This window comes from Mesorhizobium sp. EU05-FHT14A09, assembly GCF_058790995.1.
In genome coordinates this window covers 781,772-802,185 of the sequence record NZ_JBYTDF010000001.1, presented here as the reverse complement: position 1 = coordinate 802,185, position 20,414 = coordinate 781,772, and the positions used below count along the sequence as shown (strand labels likewise).

Sequence of the window (20,414 nt, the reverse complement as noted above, 5' to 3'; positions counted from 1 at the left end):
GTCGACTGTTCGTCTACCGAGTCGCCAAATTGGCCACCGAAAAGATCGAACAGGTTTCGGTGCCGAAAGCCAGCAGCCTGCCTTCGCTATCCTTCAAAGTCGCTTCCGATACGGCAAGCGTACGGCCCTTGTGCATGATCTTGCCCTCGCACACCACCTCACCGGTCTTTGGCGTGATGGGACGCATCAGGTTCACCTTGAATTCGGCCGTCGCATAAGCCTCCCCCTTGGCCAGCAAAGTCTGCACCACGCAGCCGAGTGCTGAATCGAGCAGTGTCGCGGCCCAACCGCCATGCACCCCACCCATGGGATTGAGATGCTTCTCGTTGGGCATGCCGCGGAAGACGACTCGCCCCTCTTCCGCCTCGGTGAGAGCGAAACTCAATTGATAGGCCATGGGTGGTGCCGGGTAACCGCCATCAATGACACGCTGCAGCAGTTCCAAACCTGAATAGGTCAGCATGTCGGCATGTGGAATGGTACCGACGCCCATAGGCGATATCCGGCCCGGATAAAGTTCAACGGCACTCATGCGGCATTATCTCCTTTCGCAGCACCATGATGAGCATGGTGCTTGCGCAAAGCGGCAATGAAGCCGGATCGAGCGTCCGGTGGCTCGACGCCGCGCGGCTCGTAGACGTGACGGGTGAAAAAGAACGAAGTCAGTCGGAAAGCCTGTTCCACAGCGTGCAGATCCGCGTCCAGCCCGGCACCGCGCTGCAGGAACATGGGCAGCGCCAACATCTTGTCATGCCAGGGTGCGCCGGCTTCGCGCGACACCGCCCTGCCCGATTTCGGAGAGACATAGGCGAGGTCCTCCCTGGTCCCGGTCGCAGCACATTGCGAAAGGTCGAGGCCGAAACCGAGCTCGTCGAGGATCATCAGCTCAAATCGCGCGACCAGGCCGCCGGCGACCTCGGCATCCTCCAGATGCGCGATGATGAGGGCAAGCGTTTCATAAAGCGCATCGTGCGGGTCGCGCTCCGGCAGGAGCCGGAGATTCGCGGCCAGCAGCTGCAAGCCATATACGGCGACCGCGCTGTCCATCAGCCGTGCCGCGTTCATTTCGATGGCTTCGGCCTGAAAGGTTCCGAGGTGCTCGTCGAGCCGGGCGTGCCAGATGAGGTCGACGCGGTTTCCAGCCTGCAGCACCGGCTGCATCTTGCGCGCACGACCGCCGCGCACCAGACCAAGATGCCGGCCGTGCGCACGCGTCATCACCTCGAGAATGGCGCTGGTTTCGCCATGCTTGCGGGTGCCGAGTATGATTCCCTCGTCGCGCCATTCCATGGCGGGAGATTTGACGGCTTCGGCGACGAAATCAAGAAGCGGGCGGAAAGGCCGACAAAACCTCCCGCCAAAAACAAACGGCCCGCAGCGAATGCTGCGGGCCGCAAGAGATCGACTGGAGGTCGATTAGAAGTTGCGCTGGAAGCGGATGATGCCGCCGAAGCTGTTCTTCTTGTCGGCCTTGGTCCAGCTGCCGAGGTAACCGGCCTTGCCGTAACGGCCTTCATTGACGAAGTCGACTTCAGGCGTGATCACGAAGCCAGGAACGATTTCGTAGGCAACGTTGGCCGCGATAGCGAGGCTATGGTTGTCGTCATACGAAACTTGGGCGTTGAACTTGGTCTTGGAGTCGAACTTGTAGGTACCACCACCCCAGACGGCCCAGTTGCCGCCCCAAGGCTTGTACTGATTGCGGTCGATGTTGTCGTCCGAGCCGTAGCCAGCCATGACGAAGAGAGTGAGGTCGCTGGTGGCGTTGACGTCCAAGCGAATCTTGCCAGCCCATTCTTCGTAAGCGCTGTTGTACGCGGCAACACCGGTGACCGAACCCCAGTCGCCCTTGTACTTCAGACCACCGACCACATGCGGAACGTAGCTGTCGATGGTGTTGTTGTCGGCAGTCCAGGTGTCACCGACGCGCTTGGTACGCGAGTAGCTGCCCGAACCCTGTTCCAGCGACACGATACCCGAGAAGCCGTTGCCGGCGTCGAAGGTGTAGCTGATCAGGTTGGTGTCCTTGCCACCGTAAGGAATCAGCGTGTCCTGGATGACGTTGCCGGCGTAGCCGATGAACGAATCGAATGCCGTTTCGTCCTTACCGACGCGCAGGCCACCGAGCTGGATCCAGGCGAAGTTCAGCGACACGTTCTTGTTGATCGCTTCGCTGGCAGTCGGGGTGTTGCCGAACTGGAAACGGGTCTCGGTGAAGGTCTTCAAAGTGCCGAGTTCGGTTTCCTGGCCGGTCCAGGTCCTGAGCGCGAAACGAGCGTTCTTGGCGTAGGTGTGGTTGCGGTCGCCATCCAGACGGTCGGTAGCGGTCGAGCCATCGAACGTGCCGATATCGCCGAAGCCGGCGTCATAACGGATGTAACCGCCAACGCGCAGGCAGGTCTCGGTGCCCGGGATGTAGAAATAGCCGGCGCCGTAGACGTCGCAGATCTTGACGTATTCAGCGGGTTCCGGCTCGGCGACCACAACAGCGTCGGCGGCGCGCGCACCGGAAACTGCGAGCAGTGCCGCAGCCGAGCCGAGAAGGAGGCTCTTGATGTTCATTTTGACCTCTCCAGTCAATTTTCAAAATGTGTTTTCAGATTTCTGGCTGAAGGCCGTAACCACCAACCGCCACTCGAAAGGCGACGCCCGAGCGCCCCTTTCTGATCAGGACATTACCCATCAAAGCCTCACTTTCAACGAATATTGCATCGCACAATGAACCGCTGGGGCAATCGCCGTCAGCTTGTTGTATATTTACAACTAACTTATTGATAAATAAAGATTTTTGGCACATACGGCACATCGACAGAAATCTGTCACAAAAGACCGATCATTCGTCGAATAACTTTTCGCCGACCAATCAAAAATCGAAAAACGGAACCCGAAACGAAAAGGGCCATCAGGCGGCTTCGTTGGGCTGGCCAGGACCTGCCGCGAGGGCCTCGGCGGCGCGGATGACATCGTGCGCCTGATCTCTGATCAGCAGGGTAAGCGGAGCTTCACCGCCAAACTCCGATGCCGGCCGGATCAGCCACGACCATGCGGTTCTGGGATGGCCGATACGTCCGAGCACTTCACGAATCCCTGGCACAGGCCGACCGTCAACGAATTGCGCGAGCGGAAAGACGTGTTTTCTGCCCCCGGTGCGCAGGGCAATCACCTCTTCCCGCCGCTGCCAACGGTGCAAGGTCGAGCGTGGAATGCGAAGCGTTTCTTCGAGATATGTCGAACCCGCCACCGGGCCTGCCCATTCTTCAACCAGAACGGACGTCAGACCGTTGCGTTGCGGCGTAATAAGCTCTGAAGCTGGTTCAGACAGCGGGCTTCCCAGCAAGGAAGCGCCACCTTGTGTCTGCAGCGTCCCTTCCGATGCCTGAGCGGCATCAACCAGCAAGATTTTGACAATCTTGGCGGCAAGCTTGGATTGGTCCTTGAGCCATCGGTCAAGTGCCCGGTGCTGGCGCGGAGAGAGATTGACGATAGCGGTGGCGATGCTGCCACCGACAAATGCGGCAGCTCCAATAGCATCCTCACTGGAGGGATCAACGCCGCTCCGCAAGACACGCTCAAGCTCAGCTACCGTAGCGCGCTCGAGGTCAAGCCGAGACAAGCCGCCCGTGGTAGGGGTATGTCCATTCATGCGCATCATTCCGCCGTAGCCCCGGCGCAGAACGAACGCCATCGGGGCACCGATGGCTATAGGTGCGACACATGACAGTTACATGACGAACCGATGACAGTTATGCGGCAGGTGGACAGCCCGGTTCAATGCGGGAAATCCAGTCCCATCTGGCGGTAACGCTCGGGGTCGTCCCCCCAGTTCTCGCGCACTTTCACAAACAGGAAGAGATGGGCCTTCTGCTCCAGGATTTCGCCGATCTCCTTGCGCGCGGCTTCGCCGATCGCGCGGATGGTCTCGCCCTTGTGGCCCAGCACGATCCTTTTCTGGCTGTCGCGCTCGACATAGATCACCTGTTCGATTCGCACCGAACCGTCCTTCTTTTCCTCCCATTTCTCGGTTTCGACATGGGAGGAGTAAGGCAGCTCCTGATGCAGGCGCAGGTACAGTTTCTCGCGCGTGATCTCGGCGGCGAGCTGGCGCATCGGCAGGTCGGAGATCTGATCTTCCGGATAGAACCAGGGACCGACCGGCAGAGCTTCGCTGAGATAGTCGAGCAGATCCTTGCAACCGGAACCGGTCAACGCAGAAACCATGAAGGTGCGCTCGAACGCAACGCGTTCGTTGGCAGCTTTCGTCAGCGTCAGCAGCGTTTCGGGTTTCACGCGATCGACCTTGTTCAGAACCAGTATCTTCGGCTGGCGCACATCGGCCAGCCTGTCGAGGATCGCGTCGGCATCGCCTCTGATACCGCGTTCGGCATCGATCAGCACCAGAACCATATCGGCATCCTTGGCACCGCCCCAGGCGGTCGTGACCATCGCCGTGTCGAGCCGCCGCTTCGGCTTGAAGATGCCCGGTGTATCGACCAGCACGATCTGTGCGGCTCCATGGGTGGCAATCCCGCGCACGAGAGCACGGGTTGTCTGCACCTTGTGGGTGACGATCGACACTTTGGTGCCGACGAGCTGGTTGATGAGTGTCGACTTGCCTGCGTTGGGCGCGCCGATCAGCGCGACAAACCCGGAATGCGTCGTCTCTGCGTTCGTGTCAGCCGTCATTGTGCATTGTCTCCTTCGACGGCCCATATGCCCTCGCGGACCAGAAGCGACGTGGCGGCAGCCTGTTCCGCTTCGCGCTTGGAGCGGCCGGTGCCTGTCGCCGGCTCCTTGGAGGTGATGCTCACGGTCACGGTGAACAGCGGGTCGTGATCGGGCCCTTCCCTGCTGTCGATGCGATATTCCGGAGTGGCCGCGGCCACCTGATGCGCCCACTCCTGCAGTTCGGTCTTGGGGTCACGCCTGGCCGCGCCAACGGCTTTGGCGCGCGGCCTCCAGTAGGTGTGGATGAAACGCCGGGCGGCATCCAGGCCATCGTCGAGATAGATGACGGCAATCAGCGACTCCAGCGCGTCGGCGCGCAGATTGACCCGCTTGCGCTCGGCCAGATTCCTCACCTCGCTGCCCGCGCGGATCAGGTCGGCCAGGCCGATCTCGTCGGCAATCTGCGCCAGCGTCTCGGCATTGACCAGAGCATTCAGCCGCACCGAAAGCTCTCCCTCCGGCGCATCTGGAAAATCGGCGAGCAGCATGTCCGCGACAGCGAGACCGAGGACGCGGTCACCCAGAAATTCAAAACGTTCATAATCGACACCGGCATGGCTGCCGCGCGCGCTGGCATGTGTCAGCGCACGCTGCAGACGCTTTGGGTCGCGAAAGCTATGACCGGTTCGGCTTTCGAGGACGGCGGCCAGTGCCTCGGGCGTTAAGCGTTTTGGCGCCGTCATCGGTCAGTGAACAAAGGTGAAGAGGCGCGACGGACGCATCTCGGACGGCCATTTCCAGATTTCGAGCGGGCTGGCGCCACCGGAGATCGAGAAGAAGATGATGTTGGCGCGACCGACAAGATTGTCCGCGGGCACGTAACCGACGCTGAAGCGGCTGTCGCTGGAGTTGTCGCGGTTATCGCCCATCATGAAATAGTGGCCTTCAGGCACCACGAATTCGCGAGTGTCATCGCCAATGCCATTTGGGGTCAGGTCGAGCGTGTCGTAGCTCACGCCATTCGGCAACGTCTCGCGATAAACATCGACAGGCCTGTTCTGCTCGGTGATGTCGGGATTGTCGATCTGACCAACCTTGACGCGCGGCACGCCGACGCCGTTGATGAAGAGCTGACCACCTTTCATCTGGATCTTGTCACCGGGAAGGCCGACGACACGCTTGATGTAATCGACGGAGGGATCCGGCGGGAACTTGAAGACGACCACATCGCCGCGGTTGGGTTCCGAACCCCAGATGCGGCCCGAAAACAGATCGGGCCCAAATGGCAGCGAATAGCGCGAGTAACCGTAGGCCCACTTGGTGACAAAGAGATAGTCGCCTTCCAGCAAAGTCGGCCGCATCGAACCGGAAGGAATCGAAAAAGGCTGGAAGAACAATGTGCGGATAACGAGCGCCAGAAGCAGCGCCTGCACGATAACGCTTACGGTCTCGCCAAGTCCGCCGCTTTTCTTCTCGGATTTGTCAGCCACGCTCATCTCATCCTCACAAGAGCACCGCGCGTTTATTCGGACGCGCAAGGGACGCTCTAAAACTTTATCTACACATCATGCTTGCCAAAAATCGATTCTGATTTTCAAGCCAATGTGCTGTCTCGCGGGTTCATATACGGGGTCACTGTCCGCCGGGCAACGCCGTTGTCTTGCCAGACAACGCCAAACCCCTCCAGCCTCCATCACTGTGGCGCTTCTGCGACCGGCATTGCCTCGATAATCACAAAGGCTTGAGCGAGTGGAAAATCGTCAGTGATCGTGAGATGGATCATCGCCTGGTGCCCTGCCGGCAGAAGCTTCTCAAGCTGTGCTGCCGCACCGCCGGTCAAAACCATCGTAGGCTTGCCACTTGGCAGGTTGGCGACGCCCATGTCACGCCAGTAGACGCCTTGTGCAATACCCGTTCCCAATGCCTTGGCGCAGGCCTCCTTTGCGGCAAAACGCTTGGCATAGGAGGCAGCCCGGCTCCTGCGTCCCTCGGAGCGCGCCTGCTCGACGTCGGTGTAGACGCGCGCAATGAACCGTTCGCCATGCCGCTCCAGCGACTTCTCGATGCGACGGATGTCAATCAGGTCCGAACCGATGCCGATGATCATTGTGTCGCCGAACCCAATGCATCTGGGCTGGAGACCCGGTGATGCGCAGCACGTTCGGCAAGTCGCCGACGCCGGCGCTCATTAAACACCGTCATCCCCCAGCGCGTCAGCCCGTAAGCGACAATGCCGGCCAAAAGACCGAGCGGGACAGCGCCGATCGTCATCGGCTTCAGCACCGGTTCCCAAAGCTGCGACAGGCTCAAATGCTCCATCATCGCACCGAGATGCTCCGGAGCGCCTTTGCGCGGCAGGTGCTCATGCAGAATCAGTTTGCCGGTCTCCCAGGACGCGCCCCAAAGAAATGGCATGGTCAGAGGATTTCCGAGCGCGGTGCCGATAGCTGCAGCCACCAGGTTGCCTGCAACCAGCCAGCATACGGCTGCGGCAACAACGAAATGCAGGCCAAGCGGGAAGAAAGACGCAAACACACCTGCCGCCACCCCCGCGGCGACAGCGTGCGGGGTCGCTTTCAGCCGCGCGATCCGCTTGGCATAGTAGCGCAGCGAACGCGACAGCGAGCGGCGTGGCCAAAGCCAACCCCGCAGGCGCTCGCCAAAACTTTCTTCTTTTCTGCGCTTGAACAGCATAACGATCAGGCCACCCGGGCCGCTCAGAGTGTACGGCTGCCGGGCTTCACCGGCGGAATAGCGGCAAGTTCGGGCGGCAACTGGTCGGCAGGATACGCCGGAACCTCATACTGCGCGAGCGCAATCAGCGGCACGCCGACATCGCTCTTGCCCGCGGAACGGTCGATGATGCAGGCAGCCGCCAGCACTTCGGCACCGAGATCACGCAGGCATTCGATGGTCTCGCGGATCGAAAGACCGGTGGTGACAATGTCCTCGACGATGACGACACGCGCGCCCTTCTCGATCTCGAAACGGCGCAGCCTGAACACGCCTTGCTCGCGCTCGACCCAGATCGCCGGCACGCCAAGATGGCGCGACGTCTCATAGGCCGGGATCAGACCACCTACGGCAGGGCCCACGACGTAATCGATCGGGCCTTTCACCTCGGCGCGGATTTTTTCGGCCAGTGCCTTGCACAGGCGCTCGGTCTTGTCGGCATGCATGAAAACCCGCGCCTTCTGCAGGAAAGTCGGACTGCGCAAGCCGGAGGTGAGAATGAAATGCCCTTCAAGCACTGCGCCCGCCGAGCGGAAGATATCAAGCACTTCAGCCGTGTTCATGCCTTGCCGTTCCCATCATCCGTTGACACGCCGCGCATCGCTGACGCTCGAGTTTTCCTTGAGCTGCGACAGCAGCCGGTTCAAGTGCTTCAGGTCCCAGACTTCCAGGTCGACCAGCATTTCCGTGAAGTCGGGCGCCGTGCGCACCATCGAGAGTGTATGGATGTTGGCATCATTGGAGGCCACTACCTGCGCAATATCGGCAAGAGAACCCGGCGCATTGATGGCCGTGACAGAAATGCGCGCCGGGAAGCGCTCGCGGTTGTTTTCGTCGATGTCCCAACGAACGTCGATCCAACGCTCCGGCTGATCGTCGAAAGCGGTCAGCGACGGCGACTGGATCGGGTAGATGGTGATGCCGGAGCCAGGTTGCATGATACCGACGATGCGATCTCCAGGGACCGCGCCTTCCGGGGCGAAGCGCACAGGCAGGTCGCCGCGCACGCCACGGATCGGCACCGCCGCATCGTCCCGCGGCTGTGTCTTGTCGCGGCGCGCGGCTCGCCCCGGCATTTGAAACAGCATGCCGGCAGCGTTGCGGATTCGCGACCAGCCTTCCTCACGCTGCTTCGGCGGCGCGACAGTGACACGCTCGTCCTTGTAGTCGGGAAACACGGCCTTCAAGACATCCGCCGACGCGAGCTCGCCACGCCCGACGGCAGCCAGGACGTCCTCGATATCCTTGCGCGCCAGCCGGTGTAGCACCGACTTGAGGTTTTCCTTCGAGAAGGTTTTGCCGCCACGTTCGAAGGCGCGTTCGAGGATGCGCAGGCCAAGCCCCGAATATTGCTTGCGGATGGCATTCTTGGTGGCGCGGCGAATGGCGGCGCGCGCCTTGCCGGTGACCACGATCGATTCCCAGGCTGCCGGCGGCACCTGTGCCTTGGAGCGGATGATCTCGACCTCGTCGCCGTTCTTCAGTTCGGTCATCAGCGGCATGACACGCCCGTTGACCTTGGCGCCGACGCAGGTGTCGCCGACATCGGTGTGAACGGCATAGGCGAAATCGATCGGCGTGGCGCCACGCGGCAGCGCGATCAGCATACCCTTTGGGGTAAAACAGAACACCTGGTCCTGGAACAATTCCAGTTTGGTGTTCTCCAGGAAATCTTCCGGATTGTCGCCTTCGGCCAGTTGCTCGATGGTGCGACGCAACCAGGCATAGGCGTTGGTTTCCTTGGAAATGATGTGAGTGCCGCCATTGGTCTTGCCGGCGGCGTCCTTGTAGATCGAATGGGCGGCGACGCCATATTCAGCGATCTTGTTCATTTCGCGTGTGCGGATCTGCAGCTCGACACGCTGCCGCGAGGGGCCGACGATCGTGGTGTGAATCGACCGGTAATCGTTCTGCTTCGGCGTCGAAATGTAATCCTTGAAGCGGCCGGGAACCATAGACCAGGTGGTATGGATGAGGCCAAGCGCGCGGTAGCAGTCTTCGACCGTGTCCATGACGACACGAAAGCCGAAGATGTCCGACAATTGTTCGAAGGACAGCGCCTTGGCTTCCATCTTGCGGAACACCGACCATGGCTTCTTCTGGCGGCTTTTGACACTGGCCTTCATGGCATGCTTCTCGAACAATGCCGAAAGCGCATTCTCGATCTCGGTCAGCACTCCCTTGTTGCGTTCCGAGATTTCGGCGAGCCTTGCGGTCACCGTGCGGTAAGCCTCCGGATTGATATAGCGGAACGCGATCTCCTCAAGTTCCTCGCGCATGCCTTGCATGCCCATGCGCCCGGCCAGCGGCGCATAGATCTCCATTGTCTCCTCGGCAATGCGCAGGCGCTTGTCCTCACGCATATGGTCGAGCGTGCGCATGTTGTGCAGACGATCGGCGAGCTTGACGAGGAGAACGCGTACATCCTCGGAAATCGCCAGCAGGAGCTTGCGCAGGTTTTCCGCCTGCTCGGCCTTCTTGGAGACGAGATCGAGCTTCTTGAGCTTGGTCAGCCCCTCGACCAGCTTGCCCATATCGGGTCCGAACAACTCGTCGATCTCGGCGCGCGTGGCCGTGGTGTCCTCGATTGTGTCGTGCAGCAGGGCAACGGCTATGGTCGCCTCGTCGAGATGCATGTCGGTGAGGATGGCGGCGACTTCGAGCGGATGCGAGAAGTAAGGATCGCCGGAAGCGCGCTTCTGGTGGCCATGCTTCTGCATGGCATAGACATAGGCCTTGTTGAGCAGCGCCTCGTTGACGTCCGGCTTGTAGCGCTGGACGCGCTCGACAAGCTCATACTGACGCATCATGGGCGGATTCTCGCAACGCTGAAATGAATCATGCGCCGCCAAGCAGGCGACGCATGTCACAAATAGCCACGAAAACTAAGGCGCGAAAGGGCTTAAGCCCCACCGGCTATCAATAATCGTCGTTCTTTTCCGGAGCCACCAGCCCTTCGATACCAGCCAGCAAATCCTCTTCCGACATACGGTCGAAGGTGATGGCCTCTTCCGGCTCATCGGCATCGGCCGCAACAGCCGCTCCGGTCTGGTCGGTGATCGCCTCGGCTTCCGGCGCTTCCGGCTCATCGACCTCGACATGCTTTTGCAGCGAATGGATCAGATCTTCCTTGAGATCGCCTGGCGAGAGCGTCTCATCGGCGATCTCGCGCAGCGCCACGACAGGGTTCTTGTCGTTATCACGCGGCACGGTGATCATCGCACCCTGGCTGATCTGGCGGGCGCGATGACCAGCCAACAGCACCAGCTCGAAGCGGTTGTCGACCTTGTCGATGCAATCTTCAACGGTTACGCGGGCCATTCGATGCCCCTTTCATGCTCTTGATCTATTGGAAATCTGGCGGGCTCCATAGCCCGAACCAGCCCGGAATACAAGCACGGCGCATCTCAAGCACCCGCACGGGCCTTTGTCGATCACAATTTCTTGCTCAATCCCGGCCTACCCTTGGAATGCCATCATCCCGGCGTTATTTCCGAAAGAATAAGGGCTTGGCGGTTTTCTTAAAAAACCTTGCCAGACGTACTTATCGCATTGCCTATTTTCAAGAAGGATATTGCCATGTTCGACCCACGCGAAAAGATCGCTCTTTTCATCGACGGCGCCAATCTTTACGCCACTTCCCGTTCCCTCGGCTTCGACATCGACTACCGCAAACTTCTGGCCAGCTTCCAGAAGCGCGGCTACCTCCTGCGCGCTTACTACTACACGGCCTTGGTGGAGGACCAGGAATACTCGTCGATCCGACCTCTAATCGACTGGCTCGATTATAATGGCTTCAAGGTCGTGACCAAGCCAGCCAAGGAATTCACCGACGCGGCTGGTCGCCGCAAGATCAAGGGCAACATGGACATAGAATTGACGGTAGACGCGCTGGAACTTGCCGATGTCGTCGACCACTATGTCCTCTTTTCCGGCGATGGCGATTTCCGCACCCTTGTGGAAGCCTTGCAGAGGCGCGGCCGCAAGGTCTCGATCGTTTCGACCATGGCCTCACAACCGCCGATGATCTCCGATGACCTGCGCCGCCAGGCCGATCATTTCATCGACCTGATGACGCTCAAGAACGAAGTCGGTCGCGACCCCGCCGAACGCCCTGTCCGGCGCCCCGAACCGGCGGCGGCCCAGGACGAGGAAGACGACCAGTATTGATCGGGTTGGTATTGATGACGGGGGCCGGCTGGTGGTAGCACCCGAGCATGCTCGCCTCAGCCGAACCAAGTCACGACTGTCCGCTTTGCCCGCGCCTGCACGATTTCATCGCCGGTTGGCGTGAACGCGAGCCAGGCTGGTTCAACGGTCCTGTCCCGGCGTTCCTGCCCAAAGGCAATATGTCGGGTCGCGAAGACGATGTGCGCCTGCTGATCGTTGGCCTGGCGCCCGGCTTGCGGGGGGCCAACCGCACAGGGCGGCCGTTTACGGGCGACTATGCCGGCGACTTGCTCTACTCAACGCTGATTGCCCATGGTTTCGCTCGCGGTCACTTCGAAGCACGGCCCGACGACAGCCTGGAACTGGTGGACACGGCCATCGTCAACGCGGTGCGGTGCGTGCCACCGGAAAACAAGCCGACAGGTCCGGAAATTTCCACCTGCAGGACTTTTCTGGTCCCGACGATAGAGCGCTTCCCCAATCTGCGTGCCATTTTGACGCTTGGAGCGATCGCACATCAATCAACCGTTCGGGCGCTCGGACTGCGTGTTGCGGCCTTTCCGTTCAAGCACGGCACCAGCTACGACGCGGGCAAGTTCCAGCTGTTCTCCAGCTACCATTGCTCACGCTACAACACGAACACCGGCGTGCTCACGACGGAGATGTTCGTTAAGGTATTCGGAAATATCGCCGAATTCCTCGACAAGTAAGCTGCTATCGCGCCAGTTCGATCAAACGGGCGTGCGGCCCTTGCAACACATTGAGATCAACCGGACCTTCGATGCCGTCTACGCTGCCGCGATTGTGGTACTGCCAATAAACCCACGTCTCATGACCCGGGTGAAGCACCAGTGACCGCACCCAGCGTTCGCGCGCCGGCATGACCGCGTCGTAGAGGTCCACCGCCTCGCCGATCAGGTAGATGATCGCCGGTTTGCCGAATTGAGCCTCGACCGGTTGCAAAAATGCATCGAGCTCCGAGCGCAGTTCGTCCGGGGTCAGGCGGCGTGGGCAATTTCCACCAAACTCGATGTCGACCACGGGCGGCAGCATCGGCTGGCCGCGTGGGACAACGGTCAGGAAATTCTGGGCCTGATCCGCTCCGGGGCGACAGAAGGTGAAAAAGTGATAGGCGCCAACGACAAGGCCGGCGGCACGGGCCTCATTCAGATTGGTCGCAAAGGTATCATCGACATGATCGCCGCCTTCCGTCGCCTTTATGACGGCAAAGGCCACATCGTCTGCAGCGACACGACGCCAATCGATCTTTCCCTGATGGTGGGAAACATCGATTCCGCGCACGGGGTATTTCTGCCGGTCAGGAGAGAAAGCTGTGAAATACCAATAGCCTGCGGCAGCAGAGGCGCCTGAGATGATCAAGCCAGCAGCAACCCAGCGCAGCAGGCGACCTGCCATGTCAGCTTCGCCGCACGGTGGCGGCCCCTCGTGGTTGGGACTGGCGCTGTCGGCTCATCCCCTTTCCTTCAGCAACCTGCCCTTTTCGCGAGCCCAGTCGCGCTGCTTTTCCGTCTCGCGCTTATCATGCAGCTTCTTGCCGCGTGCCAGGCCGAGCAGAAGCTTCGCCCTGCCCTTGTCGTTGAAGTAGATTTTCAAGGGCACCAATGTCATGCCGTCGCGCGAGACACCCTGTCCCAATTTGGCGATTTCGCGCTTGTTGAGCAGCAATTTGCGCCGCCGCCGTGGCTCGTGGTTGAAACGATTGCCCTGCAGATATTCCGGCAGATAGGAATTGATCAGCCAGATGCCGCCATCTTCCACCGAAGCATACGATTCCTGGATGTTCGCCTGGCCCTGACGCAGGGACTTCACCTCGGTGCCGGTCAGCACCAGGCCGGCCTCGACCGTGTCGAGCACCTCATAGGAAAACCGCGCCTTGCGGTTTTCCGCGGCGGTCTTGTTGTTGGGGTCGGCTTTCTTCACCTGGTTCATGGCATTCAATTCAATCAACTGCCGAGGCGTCGTGGGTAGCATTGCCGCCCAGGCGCATCGGAAAAGAAGCCATCAAATGGCAATGCGAGCCGAATTCCGCAAGAGCAATTCCGGGAAAGGTGTGCAGCGGCTTTCGTCCGGAATTGCTAAAAAACAAAGAGTTAGAGCGTTTCCACGTTTCCGTGAAACGCTCCGGTGCGATAACGGCTAGTTCAACAGACCCGCGAATTTCATCGCCGCGTCGATCTTGGCAGCGGTGCTTTCCTCGACCGTCATAAGCGGTGAGCGCACTGCGTTCTCGACGCGACCAAGCCGGGAAAGCGCGTATTTTGCACCCGAAACGCCCGGCTCGATGAAGATCGCTTTGTGCAGGGGCAGCAACCGATCCTGCAGTTCCAAAGCGCGTTCCTTGTCATTGGCAAGCGTGGCTTCCTGGAACTCGGAACACAGGCGCGGCGCAACATTGGACGTAACCGAGATGCAGCCGACCCCGCCATGCGCATTGAAGCCGAGCGCCGTTGCATCCTCGCCGGACAACTGGATGAAATCCTTGCCGCAGCTGGCGCGCTGTTCGGACACACGCTCGATCTTGCCGGTGGCATCCTTCACACCGACGATGTTCTTGAAATCATTGGCCAACTGGCCCATCGTCTCCGGCATCATGTCGATGACCGAGCGCGGCGGGATGTTGTAGATGATGATCGGCAGCTTGGTCGCCTTCGCGACCGCTGCGAAGTGCTGGTAAAGGCCGCGCTGGGTCGGCCTGTTGTAGTAGGGCGTCACGACCAGAGCCGCGTCGGCACCGGCCTGTTCGGCGAACTGCACCAGCCCTACCGCTTCTTCGGTGTTGTTGGACCCGGCGCCGGCCACCACAGGCACGCGGCCCTTGGCGACCTCGATACAGGTCTTCACCACATGGCGATGCTCTTCATGCGACAGCGTCGGCGACTCACCGGTGGTGCCCACCGGCACCAGTCCCCGGGTGCCTTCTTCAATCTGCCAGGCAACGAGCGCGCGAAAGGCTTTCTCGTCGAAGCGCCCGTTCTTTTCGAACGGTGTCACGAGCGCAGTCAGCGAGCCTCTCAGCATGTCTTCAAACTCCACGGAACCCAGCGGTTTCCAAGCTTCTTTTTCAGGGTATCGATCGAACCGAGCCGATCCTGAACGGCTCTAGCCCATCGAAAGGCCGGGCACCATAGTCTCGACACTGTTCTGGAGCAAGTAGAGCCGGCGCTGAAGACGGCACAGGAAACGGAACCGGTAACCTTTCTTTTATCGGCTTTGCGCAGGCGACTGCTGGGGGTCCTCACAATCCCAGCCTATCTGTAGCGCGTCGACACCTTGAACAGACTGGAATCATGACCGCCAGACGGCTCTATCGTTTTGCTATCCTCGGAGCGGTTGTGGTGCTGGTGCCGGCAATCGCGATCGGGAGCGGCATCGACAAACGGCTGTCGGGTGCGTTGCCGATGTTTCCTGCACCAAGCAAGCAAGACCTGCCGGCTTTCAACTCAATGCAGCCTAAGATTGGGCAGCCTAAGATTGGGCAGCTGAAGCTCGGTCTCGACGCGCTTGCCACCAAGGATTTCGATGGCGCACGCGCGGCCCGCGACAGCCTGCCCGTTTCCTCGCTCGACCATCACATCCTGGCCTGGGCCATCGCGCTTTATGGCGGCGACCGCGTGCCGTCCGGTGAAATCGCCGCCGCTTCCGAACTGCTGCCCGGCTGGCCTGGCGTGGCGACATTGCGTCGGAACAGCGAACGCGCACTCGCTCGGGAAAACCCGACCTCCGACGTTGTCATCAAAGCTTTTGACGGCAGTCAACCACAGACGCCGGAAGGCATCATTGCTCTCGCGCGCGCCTATGTCACCAAGGGTGACACAAAAGCCGCGCAATCCGTGCTTTCACCGTTCTGGCGCACCGAAAAGCTGGAAGCCAGGGACGAGACAGCAATCATCAACGAGTTCGGCCCGATCATTCCGACGGCGGATCATCGCTATCGCATGGAGCGCATGTTCTATGCCGACCGGGTTGGCTCGGCAGAGCGCGTCGCCATGCTGGCCGGAGCGAAGGAACTGGCCGACGCCTGGGCAGCCGCCTCGCAAGGCGACAAGAACACGCCGAAGCTGCTGGCAGCCGTTCCGACCGAGCAACGCTCCGCCGGCTATCTGTTCGCTGAGGCCGAATATCTGCGCAAACGCAAGAAATTCGGCGACGCGGCTGCGTTGATCCTGAAGGTTCCCACCGATCGTGCCGCGCTCGTCGATCCCGACGCCTGGTGGGTCGAACGGCGCGTGCTTTCGCGCGAACTGGTCGACAAGGGCGACATGAAGACGGCCTATCGAATCGTTGCGGCGCATATGGCGGAAAGTCCGACCAATGCCGTCGACGCCGAATTCCATGCCGGCTGGTATGCCTTGCGCGGCTTGAAAGATCCCGCCAAGGCCGCTGAACATTTCTCCCGTATCGCCAATCTCGCTCAGGGCAGCCTTTCCCTGTCGCGCGCCTACTACTGGCTGGGCCGCGCAGCTGAAGCCGGCGGACCAGGTGATTCGAAGGAGTATTTCACGAAAGCTTCGGCATTCGGCACGACTTTCTACGGCCAGCTGGCGGGCGAGCGAGTCGGCAACCGCACGCTGAACATCGCCGCTCCGCAACCCAGTGACGTCGACCAACAGAGTTTCTCAAAACGGGAAGCGGTGTCCGCGATTGGCCGGCTGCAGGAGGCCGGATATGAGCGCTACGCAAACACGCTCTATGTCGACCTGGCCGGCCAGTTGACCAGTCCCGGCGAAGTGGCTCTGCTTGCCGGAATGGCCGAGAAACAAGGCAACCATTTCCTCGCGCTGAGGATTGGCAAGATCGCGGCGGCCAATGGTGTCAATGTCGGGGCGTTGTCGCATCCCATTGGGGTGATTCCCGAAACCGCGAACATCTCAGGATCCGGCAAAGCACTGGCTTACGCCATTGCCCGCCAGGAAAGCGAATTCAACATCAGTGCGGTGTCCCGGGTTGGCGCGCTTGGATTGTTGCAATTGATGCCGGGCACTGCCGAACAGCTGGCGAAAAAAGCCGGCATGGCGTTCTCGCAAACCAAACTCACCACCGACCCGGGCTACAACGCCACGCTGGGCGCAGCTTTTCTCGGCCAGCAGTTGGACCGCTACAATGGCTCCTATGTACTGACTTTTGCTGGCTACAATGCCGGGCCGCGTCGGGCTGACCAATGGATCAAACGCTACGGCGACCCGCGCGGCAAGGACATCGATACGGTTGTCGACTGGATCGAACGGATCCCCTACGCCGAGACGAGAAGCTACATCCAGCGCGTGATGGAAAATTACGAGGTCTACAAGATGCGGATCTCGGGTGAATTCGACATCGTCGGCGATCTCGTCAACGGACGGAAGTGAACAGCAAGGCCTGTCCTGGTTTGCGACTATCGGTTTGCTATCTGTGACGAAGCCGATTTGACGCAGTCCTCTCCCGACTGTAGCCCTGTTGAAAGACGATCACGGCAGAGGTGCTCAGCGTGGCAGCAGGCTTTTCGGATTTTTTCTACTCTTCCGCTGATGGTTTGAAGCTGCATGCCAGACTCTATGGCGAAGAGAACGATGGATTGCCGGTCATCTGCCTGCCGGGTTTGACGCGAAATGCGCGCGACTTCCACGAACTCGCAATCCATCTATCGACAAGCGCGCATATACAACGAAAAGTTGCATGCTTCGATTATCGCGGACGCGGGGAATCGGCCTACGATACCAACATCGCCAACTACACGGTGGGCGTTGAAGCCAACGACGTTCTGGCCGGTCTCGATCAGTTGGGCATCAAGGAAGCGGTGTTCATCGGAACCTCCCGCGGCGGCCTGATCATTCACGTTCTGGGTGTGCTGAGGCCTGCGATCCTGAAAGCGATCGTGCTCAACGATGTCGGTCCTGCGCTCGAAATCGCGGGATTGGCACACATCAAGTCCTATCTCGAAAAGGCGCAAACACCGAAGAACCTTGCTGAATCGGTCGAAGCGCAGAAAGCGGCTCATGGCCCGGACTTCCCGGCCCTGACGCTTGCTGACTGGGAACGCATGGTCGGCGCGATCTACCGGGAAAAAGATGGCAGACTCGCCCCGGACTTCGACCCGAGCCTCGTCGAGACGCTGGCGGGGCTGGACCTGTCGAAACCCCTCCCCACCCTTTGGCCACAGTTCGAAGCACTCGCCAATGTGCCGACGCTGGCAATTCGAGGTGCCAACTCAAGGTTGTTGTCAGAGGAGACTTTGCAGGAAATGGCGCGCCGCCACGCCAAGCTGCAGGCTATGACCGTAGCAGACCAGGGTCACGCGCCATTCCTGGAAACCGGCAACCTGCCCGAGATCATCGCTGGCTTTATCGAAACCGCTGAGCGATCGCGACTATAAGCGCGCCCTACCCAAGATCGGAACAGGTCGTGCGTGGTCAGGCGCGCTTCTTGTCCTCGGTCTTTACTGAGGTCTTTTTCGCCCGAGGCTTGCGCGGCTTGGCTGCAGCGCTGTCCAAGGGCGACAGACCAGCACCGTCGGCAAAACCGGCAGGCCTGGTTTCCAGCACCACGACGCAGCTGTCGAGATCGTTGGTTGCAAGATGGGCGTAGCGCATCGTCATCTGCAAGGTTTGGTGGCCGAGCCACATCTGCACGCGCCGGATGTCTATGCCGCCCTGGACCAGTCTGGAAGCACAGGTATGACGCAGGATGTGCGGCACCACCTGTTCGTCAGCACCAAGGCCGACTTCCATTTTCGCTTCATTCCAGATCTGGCGGAACTGCGGCTGGTTGAGCATGGCGAACGGACCTTTCGGCCGGCGCCCCTCGCCTGAAAACGCGACGACTTCCCGCGCACGCAACGTCAGCGGGATGGTGCGGCTGCGGCCGGATTTGGTGATCCAGAAACTCACGCGTGTCGGCTGCAGGTCGTTCCAGATCAAGCCAAGCGCTTCGCCGAGGCGGCAGCCGGTGTCGACCAGAAAAACGGAAAGCCGGTAGGCATCCTCGCTGCGGCTGCGAATGGCAGCAAACAGCCGTGCCTCCTCGTCTTTCTCGAGGAAACGAATGCGCCCTGCCCGCTCCTTCTGGCGGCGGAATTCGGGCAAGCTGTGGATATCCCCCATCTTATGAGCCTTGCGCAGCAATTTGCTCAGTGCAGCCATCTTGCGATTGATGGTTGCGTTGCTGTTGCCGCGTTGGCGCAGGGTACCGATCAGGTTGTCCAGGGTGCTCTCGTCGAAAGCGCTGAAGCGTTCGCCAAGCAGAATCTCGTCTATCTCGCCGATGAACGAACTGACATTGTATTTATGCCGTCCGTCATCCCACAATATATCGCGATAGGCTGAGAACAGTTCACTGATACGATAGGACTTTACCTCTCGTATATTGCCGGTACTGTATTTTATCCGGACATTTTGAGACGTAAATGCAGCGAATCGATCGGAGAGCATGCCCTCCTGCAGCGCGTCTTGAGACATCTTTTTGCCACACCCCCCTGTGGATGCGCTAAGGCTTAACCACAAGGAGACATCCTTTCAAGAGAGCAGTTTGCAACAATCTCATTCCGGCATGACCGGAATCCCTTCGAAAACGTCCACAAACCTGCTTCCAGTTACCGTTCCACCCCCTGTTACCTTCTTTAGTTCCCAAGCCCGACGCTAAACAAAAAGAACCCGGGCGCGTAACGCCCGGGTTCGATAGATGTCTAAAGAGAACGCATCTCTTTAGAAGTCGCGCTGGAAGCGCAGGATACCGCCGACACCGTCGGTCTTGGCGTGATACTTGCTGTTGCCGACGTTGTAGTAGTCAACTTCAGCCGTGATGGTGAAGCCCGGAACCAGCTGGTGAGCGATGTTGGCGGCCAGACCGAAGGTCTTGCCTTCGTCATACGATGCCTGGACGTTGAACGAGGTCTTCTCGTTGAACTTGTAGGTACCACCGCCGAAGACGGCCCAGTTGCCATTCCACTGCTTGTAGTAGGTGAGACCGCCATTCTGCGCGAAGTCTTCGTCGCCGTAGGCGCCCATCACCCAGAGATCGATCTGGTCGGTGGCCTTAACGTCGAGGCGAACCTTACCGGCGACCTTTTCGTAATTGCTGTCGTAAGCGACAACACCAATGATGTCACCCCAGCCAGCGGTGTACTTCACGCCGCCAACGATATGCGGCACGTAGCTGTCGATGGTGTAGGCCTTGTCACCCTGTTCCAGCGCGACGATCGCCGAGAAACCGTTGCCGGCGTCGAAGGTGTAGCTGATCAGGTTGGTGTCGAAGCGACCATAACCGACGAGCGTATCGTCGATGACGTTACCGGCATAACCGATGAAGGTGTTGAAAGCCGATTCGTCCTTACCGACGCGCAGACCGCCGAGCTGGATCCAGGCGAAGTTCAGCGAAACGCCCTTGTTGACGGCAGCGTTTGCAAGGCCAGCCTGATTGCCAGACTCATTGGCGAAATCGAAGCGGGTCTCGGTGTAGGTCTTCAGGGTGCCGAGTTCGGTTTCCTGACCGGTCCAGGTCTTCAGCGCGAAACGACCACGCTTCCAATAGGTGTCCTGCAGCTTGCCGGTCTGCACGTCACGAACATTCGTGGTGCCTTCACGATCACCGAGGCCGATGTCGTAACGGATGTAACCGCCGATGCGCAGGCAGGTCTCGGTGCCCGGGATGTAGAAGTAGCCAGCGCCGTAGACGTCGCAGATCTTGACGTATTCAGCGGGTTCCGGCTCGGCGACGACGACAGCGTCGGCGGCGCGCGCACCGGAAACTGCGAGCAGTGCCGCAGCCGAGCCGAGGAGAAGGCTCTTAATGTTCATTTTCTGACCTCCAGTCAGAATCGAATACGATTTTTGAAAAATATGGCTCTTTCGACA

Annotated in this window: 22 protein-coding genes; 5 read left to right on the top strand and 17 right to left on the bottom strand. The window is 59.8% G+C overall.

Annotated elements, in window-relative coordinates; all coding sequences use genetic code 11:
- Positions 1-13 precede the first annotated feature (13 nt).
- From AC3WTO_RS03590 to AC3WTO_RS03580, 3 genes are all read right to left on the bottom strand, one after another.
- Positions 14-532 (bottom strand): PaaI family thioesterase, encoded by a 519-nt coding sequence (locus tag AC3WTO_RS03590; protein WP_492459309.1) that lies wholly within the window; start codon positions 530-532, stop codon positions 14-16.
- Positions 529-1,290 carry a DNA repair protein RecO gene (gene recO / locus AC3WTO_RS03585; protein WP_492459308.1) on the bottom strand — a complete coding sequence of 254 codons (762 nt, stop codon included), beginning with the start codon at positions 1,288-1,290 and terminating at the stop codon, positions 529-531. Before recO ends, AC3WTO_RS03590 begins: the two co-directional genes overlap by 4 nt.
- Before the next feature lie 126 nt (positions 1,291-1,416).
- Positions 1,417-2,562, bottom strand: a complete 1,146-nt coding sequence (locus AC3WTO_RS03580) for a porin (protein WP_492459307.1) — start codon at positions 2,560-2,562, stop codon at positions 1,417-1,419.
- Between AC3WTO_RS03580 and AC3WTO_RS03575 the strand changes: the two genes are divergently transcribed.
- Positions 2,555-2,722: a hypothetical protein gene (locus AC3WTO_RS03575; RefSeq protein ID WP_492459306.1), complete on the top strand. Its 168-nt coding sequence runs from the start codon at positions 2,555-2,557 to the stop codon at positions 2,720-2,722. The two genes, AC3WTO_RS03580 and AC3WTO_RS03575, sit on opposite strands and share 8 nt — an antisense overlap.
- A gap of 180 nt (positions 2,723-2,902) precedes the next feature.
- On the opposite strand, the gene AC3WTO_RS03570 is transcribed toward AC3WTO_RS03575, so the two are convergent.
- The 9 genes from AC3WTO_RS03570 to rpoZ all read right to left on the bottom strand — a co-directional run bounded on the left by AC3WTO_RS03570 (position 2,903) and on the right by rpoZ (position 10,719).
- Positions 2,903-3,685 (bottom strand): antitoxin Xre/MbcA/ParS-like domain-containing protein, encoded by a 783-nt coding sequence (locus AC3WTO_RS03570; protein ID WP_492459305.1) that lies wholly within the window; start codon positions 3,683-3,685, stop codon positions 2,903-2,905.
- 83 nt (positions 3,686-3,768) lie between these two features.
- Positions 3,769-4,683, bottom strand: a complete 915-nt coding sequence (gene era / locus AC3WTO_RS03565; RefSeq protein ID WP_492459304.1) for a GTPase Era — start codon at positions 4,681-4,683, stop codon at positions 3,769-3,771.
- Positions 4,680-5,408 (bottom strand): ribonuclease III, encoded by a 729-nt coding sequence (gene rnc, locus AC3WTO_RS03560; RefSeq protein WP_492459303.1) that lies wholly within the window; start codon positions 5,406-5,408, stop codon positions 4,680-4,682. The genes era and rnc overlap by 4 nt, the downstream gene beginning before the upstream one ends.
- A gap of 3 nt (positions 5,409-5,411) precedes the next feature.
- Positions 5,412-6,161 carry a signal peptidase I gene (lepB, locus tag AC3WTO_RS03555; protein ID WP_492459302.1) on the bottom strand — a complete coding sequence of 250 codons (750 nt, stop codon included), beginning with the start codon at positions 6,159-6,161 and terminating at the stop codon, positions 5,412-5,414.
- 197 nt (positions 6,162-6,358) lie between these two features.
- Positions 6,359-6,772, bottom strand: coding sequence for a holo-ACP synthase (gene acpS, locus AC3WTO_RS03550; RefSeq protein WP_492459301.1), 414 nt, complete (start codon positions 6,770-6,772; stop codon positions 6,359-6,361).
- Entirely contained in the window at positions 6,769-7,359 is a 591-nt protein-coding gene (locus AC3WTO_RS03545) for a DUF2062 domain-containing protein (protein ID WP_492459300.1), read from the bottom strand. The genes acpS and AC3WTO_RS03545 overlap by 4 nt, the downstream gene beginning before the upstream one ends.
- 23 nt (positions 7,360-7,382) lie before the next feature.
- Positions 7,383-7,961: an orotate phosphoribosyltransferase gene (gene pyrE / locus AC3WTO_RS03540; protein WP_492459299.1), complete on the bottom strand. Its 579-nt coding sequence runs from the start codon at positions 7,959-7,961 to the stop codon at positions 7,383-7,385.
- A 15-nt stretch (positions 7,962-7,976) separates the two neighbouring features.
- Complete coding sequence (locus AC3WTO_RS03535) at positions 7,977-10,208, bottom strand: RelA/SpoT family protein (RefSeq protein ID WP_492459298.1); 2,232 nt, start codon at positions 10,206-10,208, stop codon at positions 7,977-7,979.
- Between the two features lie 109 nt (positions 10,209-10,317).
- Entirely contained in the window at positions 10,318-10,719 is a 402-nt protein-coding gene (gene rpoZ / locus AC3WTO_RS03530; RefSeq protein WP_492459297.1) for a DNA-directed RNA polymerase subunit omega, read from the bottom strand.
- 258 nt (positions 10,720-10,977) lie between these two features.
- On the opposite strand from rpoZ, the gene AC3WTO_RS03525 reads away from it, so the two are divergent.
- Positions 10,978-11,568, top strand: a complete 591-nt coding sequence (locus AC3WTO_RS03525) for a LabA-like NYN domain-containing protein (RefSeq protein WP_492459296.1) — start codon at positions 10,978-10,980, stop codon at positions 11,566-11,568.
- Positions 11,569-11,615: 47 nt separating this feature from the next.
- Positions 11,616-12,278, top strand: a complete 663-nt coding sequence (locus AC3WTO_RS03520; RefSeq protein WP_492459295.1) for a uracil-DNA glycosylase — start codon at positions 11,616-11,618, stop codon at positions 12,276-12,278.
- Positions 12,279-12,282: 4 nt separating this feature from the next.
- Here AC3WTO_RS03520 and AC3WTO_RS03515 read toward each other — a convergent pair whose 3' ends face one another.
- From AC3WTO_RS03515 to dapA, 3 genes are all read right to left on the bottom strand, one after another.
- Positions 12,283-12,984 carry a glycoside hydrolase family 25 protein gene (locus AC3WTO_RS03515; protein ID WP_492459294.1) on the bottom strand — a complete coding sequence of 234 codons (702 nt, stop codon included), beginning with the start codon at positions 12,982-12,984 and terminating at the stop codon, positions 12,283-12,285.
- A 54-nt stretch (positions 12,985-13,038) separates the two neighbouring features.
- Positions 13,039-13,518, bottom strand: coding sequence for an SsrA-binding protein SmpB (smpB, locus tag AC3WTO_RS03510; RefSeq protein WP_492459293.1), 480 nt, complete (start codon positions 13,516-13,518; stop codon positions 13,039-13,041).
- 207 nt (positions 13,519-13,725) lie between these two features.
- Complete coding sequence (gene dapA / locus AC3WTO_RS03505; protein ID WP_492459292.1) at positions 13,726-14,607, bottom strand: 4-hydroxy-tetrahydrodipicolinate synthase; 882 nt, start codon at positions 14,605-14,607, stop codon at positions 13,726-13,728.
- Positions 14,608-14,876: 269 nt separating this feature from the next.
- On the opposite strand from dapA, the gene AC3WTO_RS03500 reads away from it, so the two are divergent.
- Positions 14,877-16,934: a lytic transglycosylase domain-containing protein gene (locus AC3WTO_RS03500; RefSeq protein ID WP_492459291.1), complete on the top strand. Its 2,058-nt coding sequence runs from the start codon at positions 14,877-14,879 to the stop codon at positions 16,932-16,934.
- A gap of 119 nt (positions 16,935-17,053) precedes the next feature.
- Complete coding sequence (locus AC3WTO_RS03495) at positions 17,054-17,938, top strand: alpha/beta fold hydrolase (RefSeq protein ID WP_492459290.1); 885 nt, start codon at positions 17,054-17,056, stop codon at positions 17,936-17,938.
- Positions 17,939-17,975: 37 nt separating this feature from the next.
- Here the strand turns inward: AC3WTO_RS03495 and AC3WTO_RS03490 are convergent, their stop codons facing one another.
- Both AC3WTO_RS03490 and AC3WTO_RS03485 read right to left on the bottom strand, forming a co-directional pair.
- A complete protein-coding gene (locus AC3WTO_RS03490) occupies positions 17,976-19,019 on the bottom strand; it encodes a tyrosine-type recombinase/integrase (protein ID WP_492459288.1) in 1,044 nt (347 codons plus the stop codon).
- 246 nt (positions 19,020-19,265) lie between these two features.
- Positions 19,266-20,357 carry a porin gene (locus AC3WTO_RS03485; RefSeq protein WP_492459287.1) on the bottom strand — a complete coding sequence of 364 codons (1,092 nt, stop codon included), beginning with the start codon at positions 20,355-20,357 and terminating at the stop codon, positions 19,266-19,268.
- Positions 20,358-20,414: the final 57 nt, after the last annotated feature.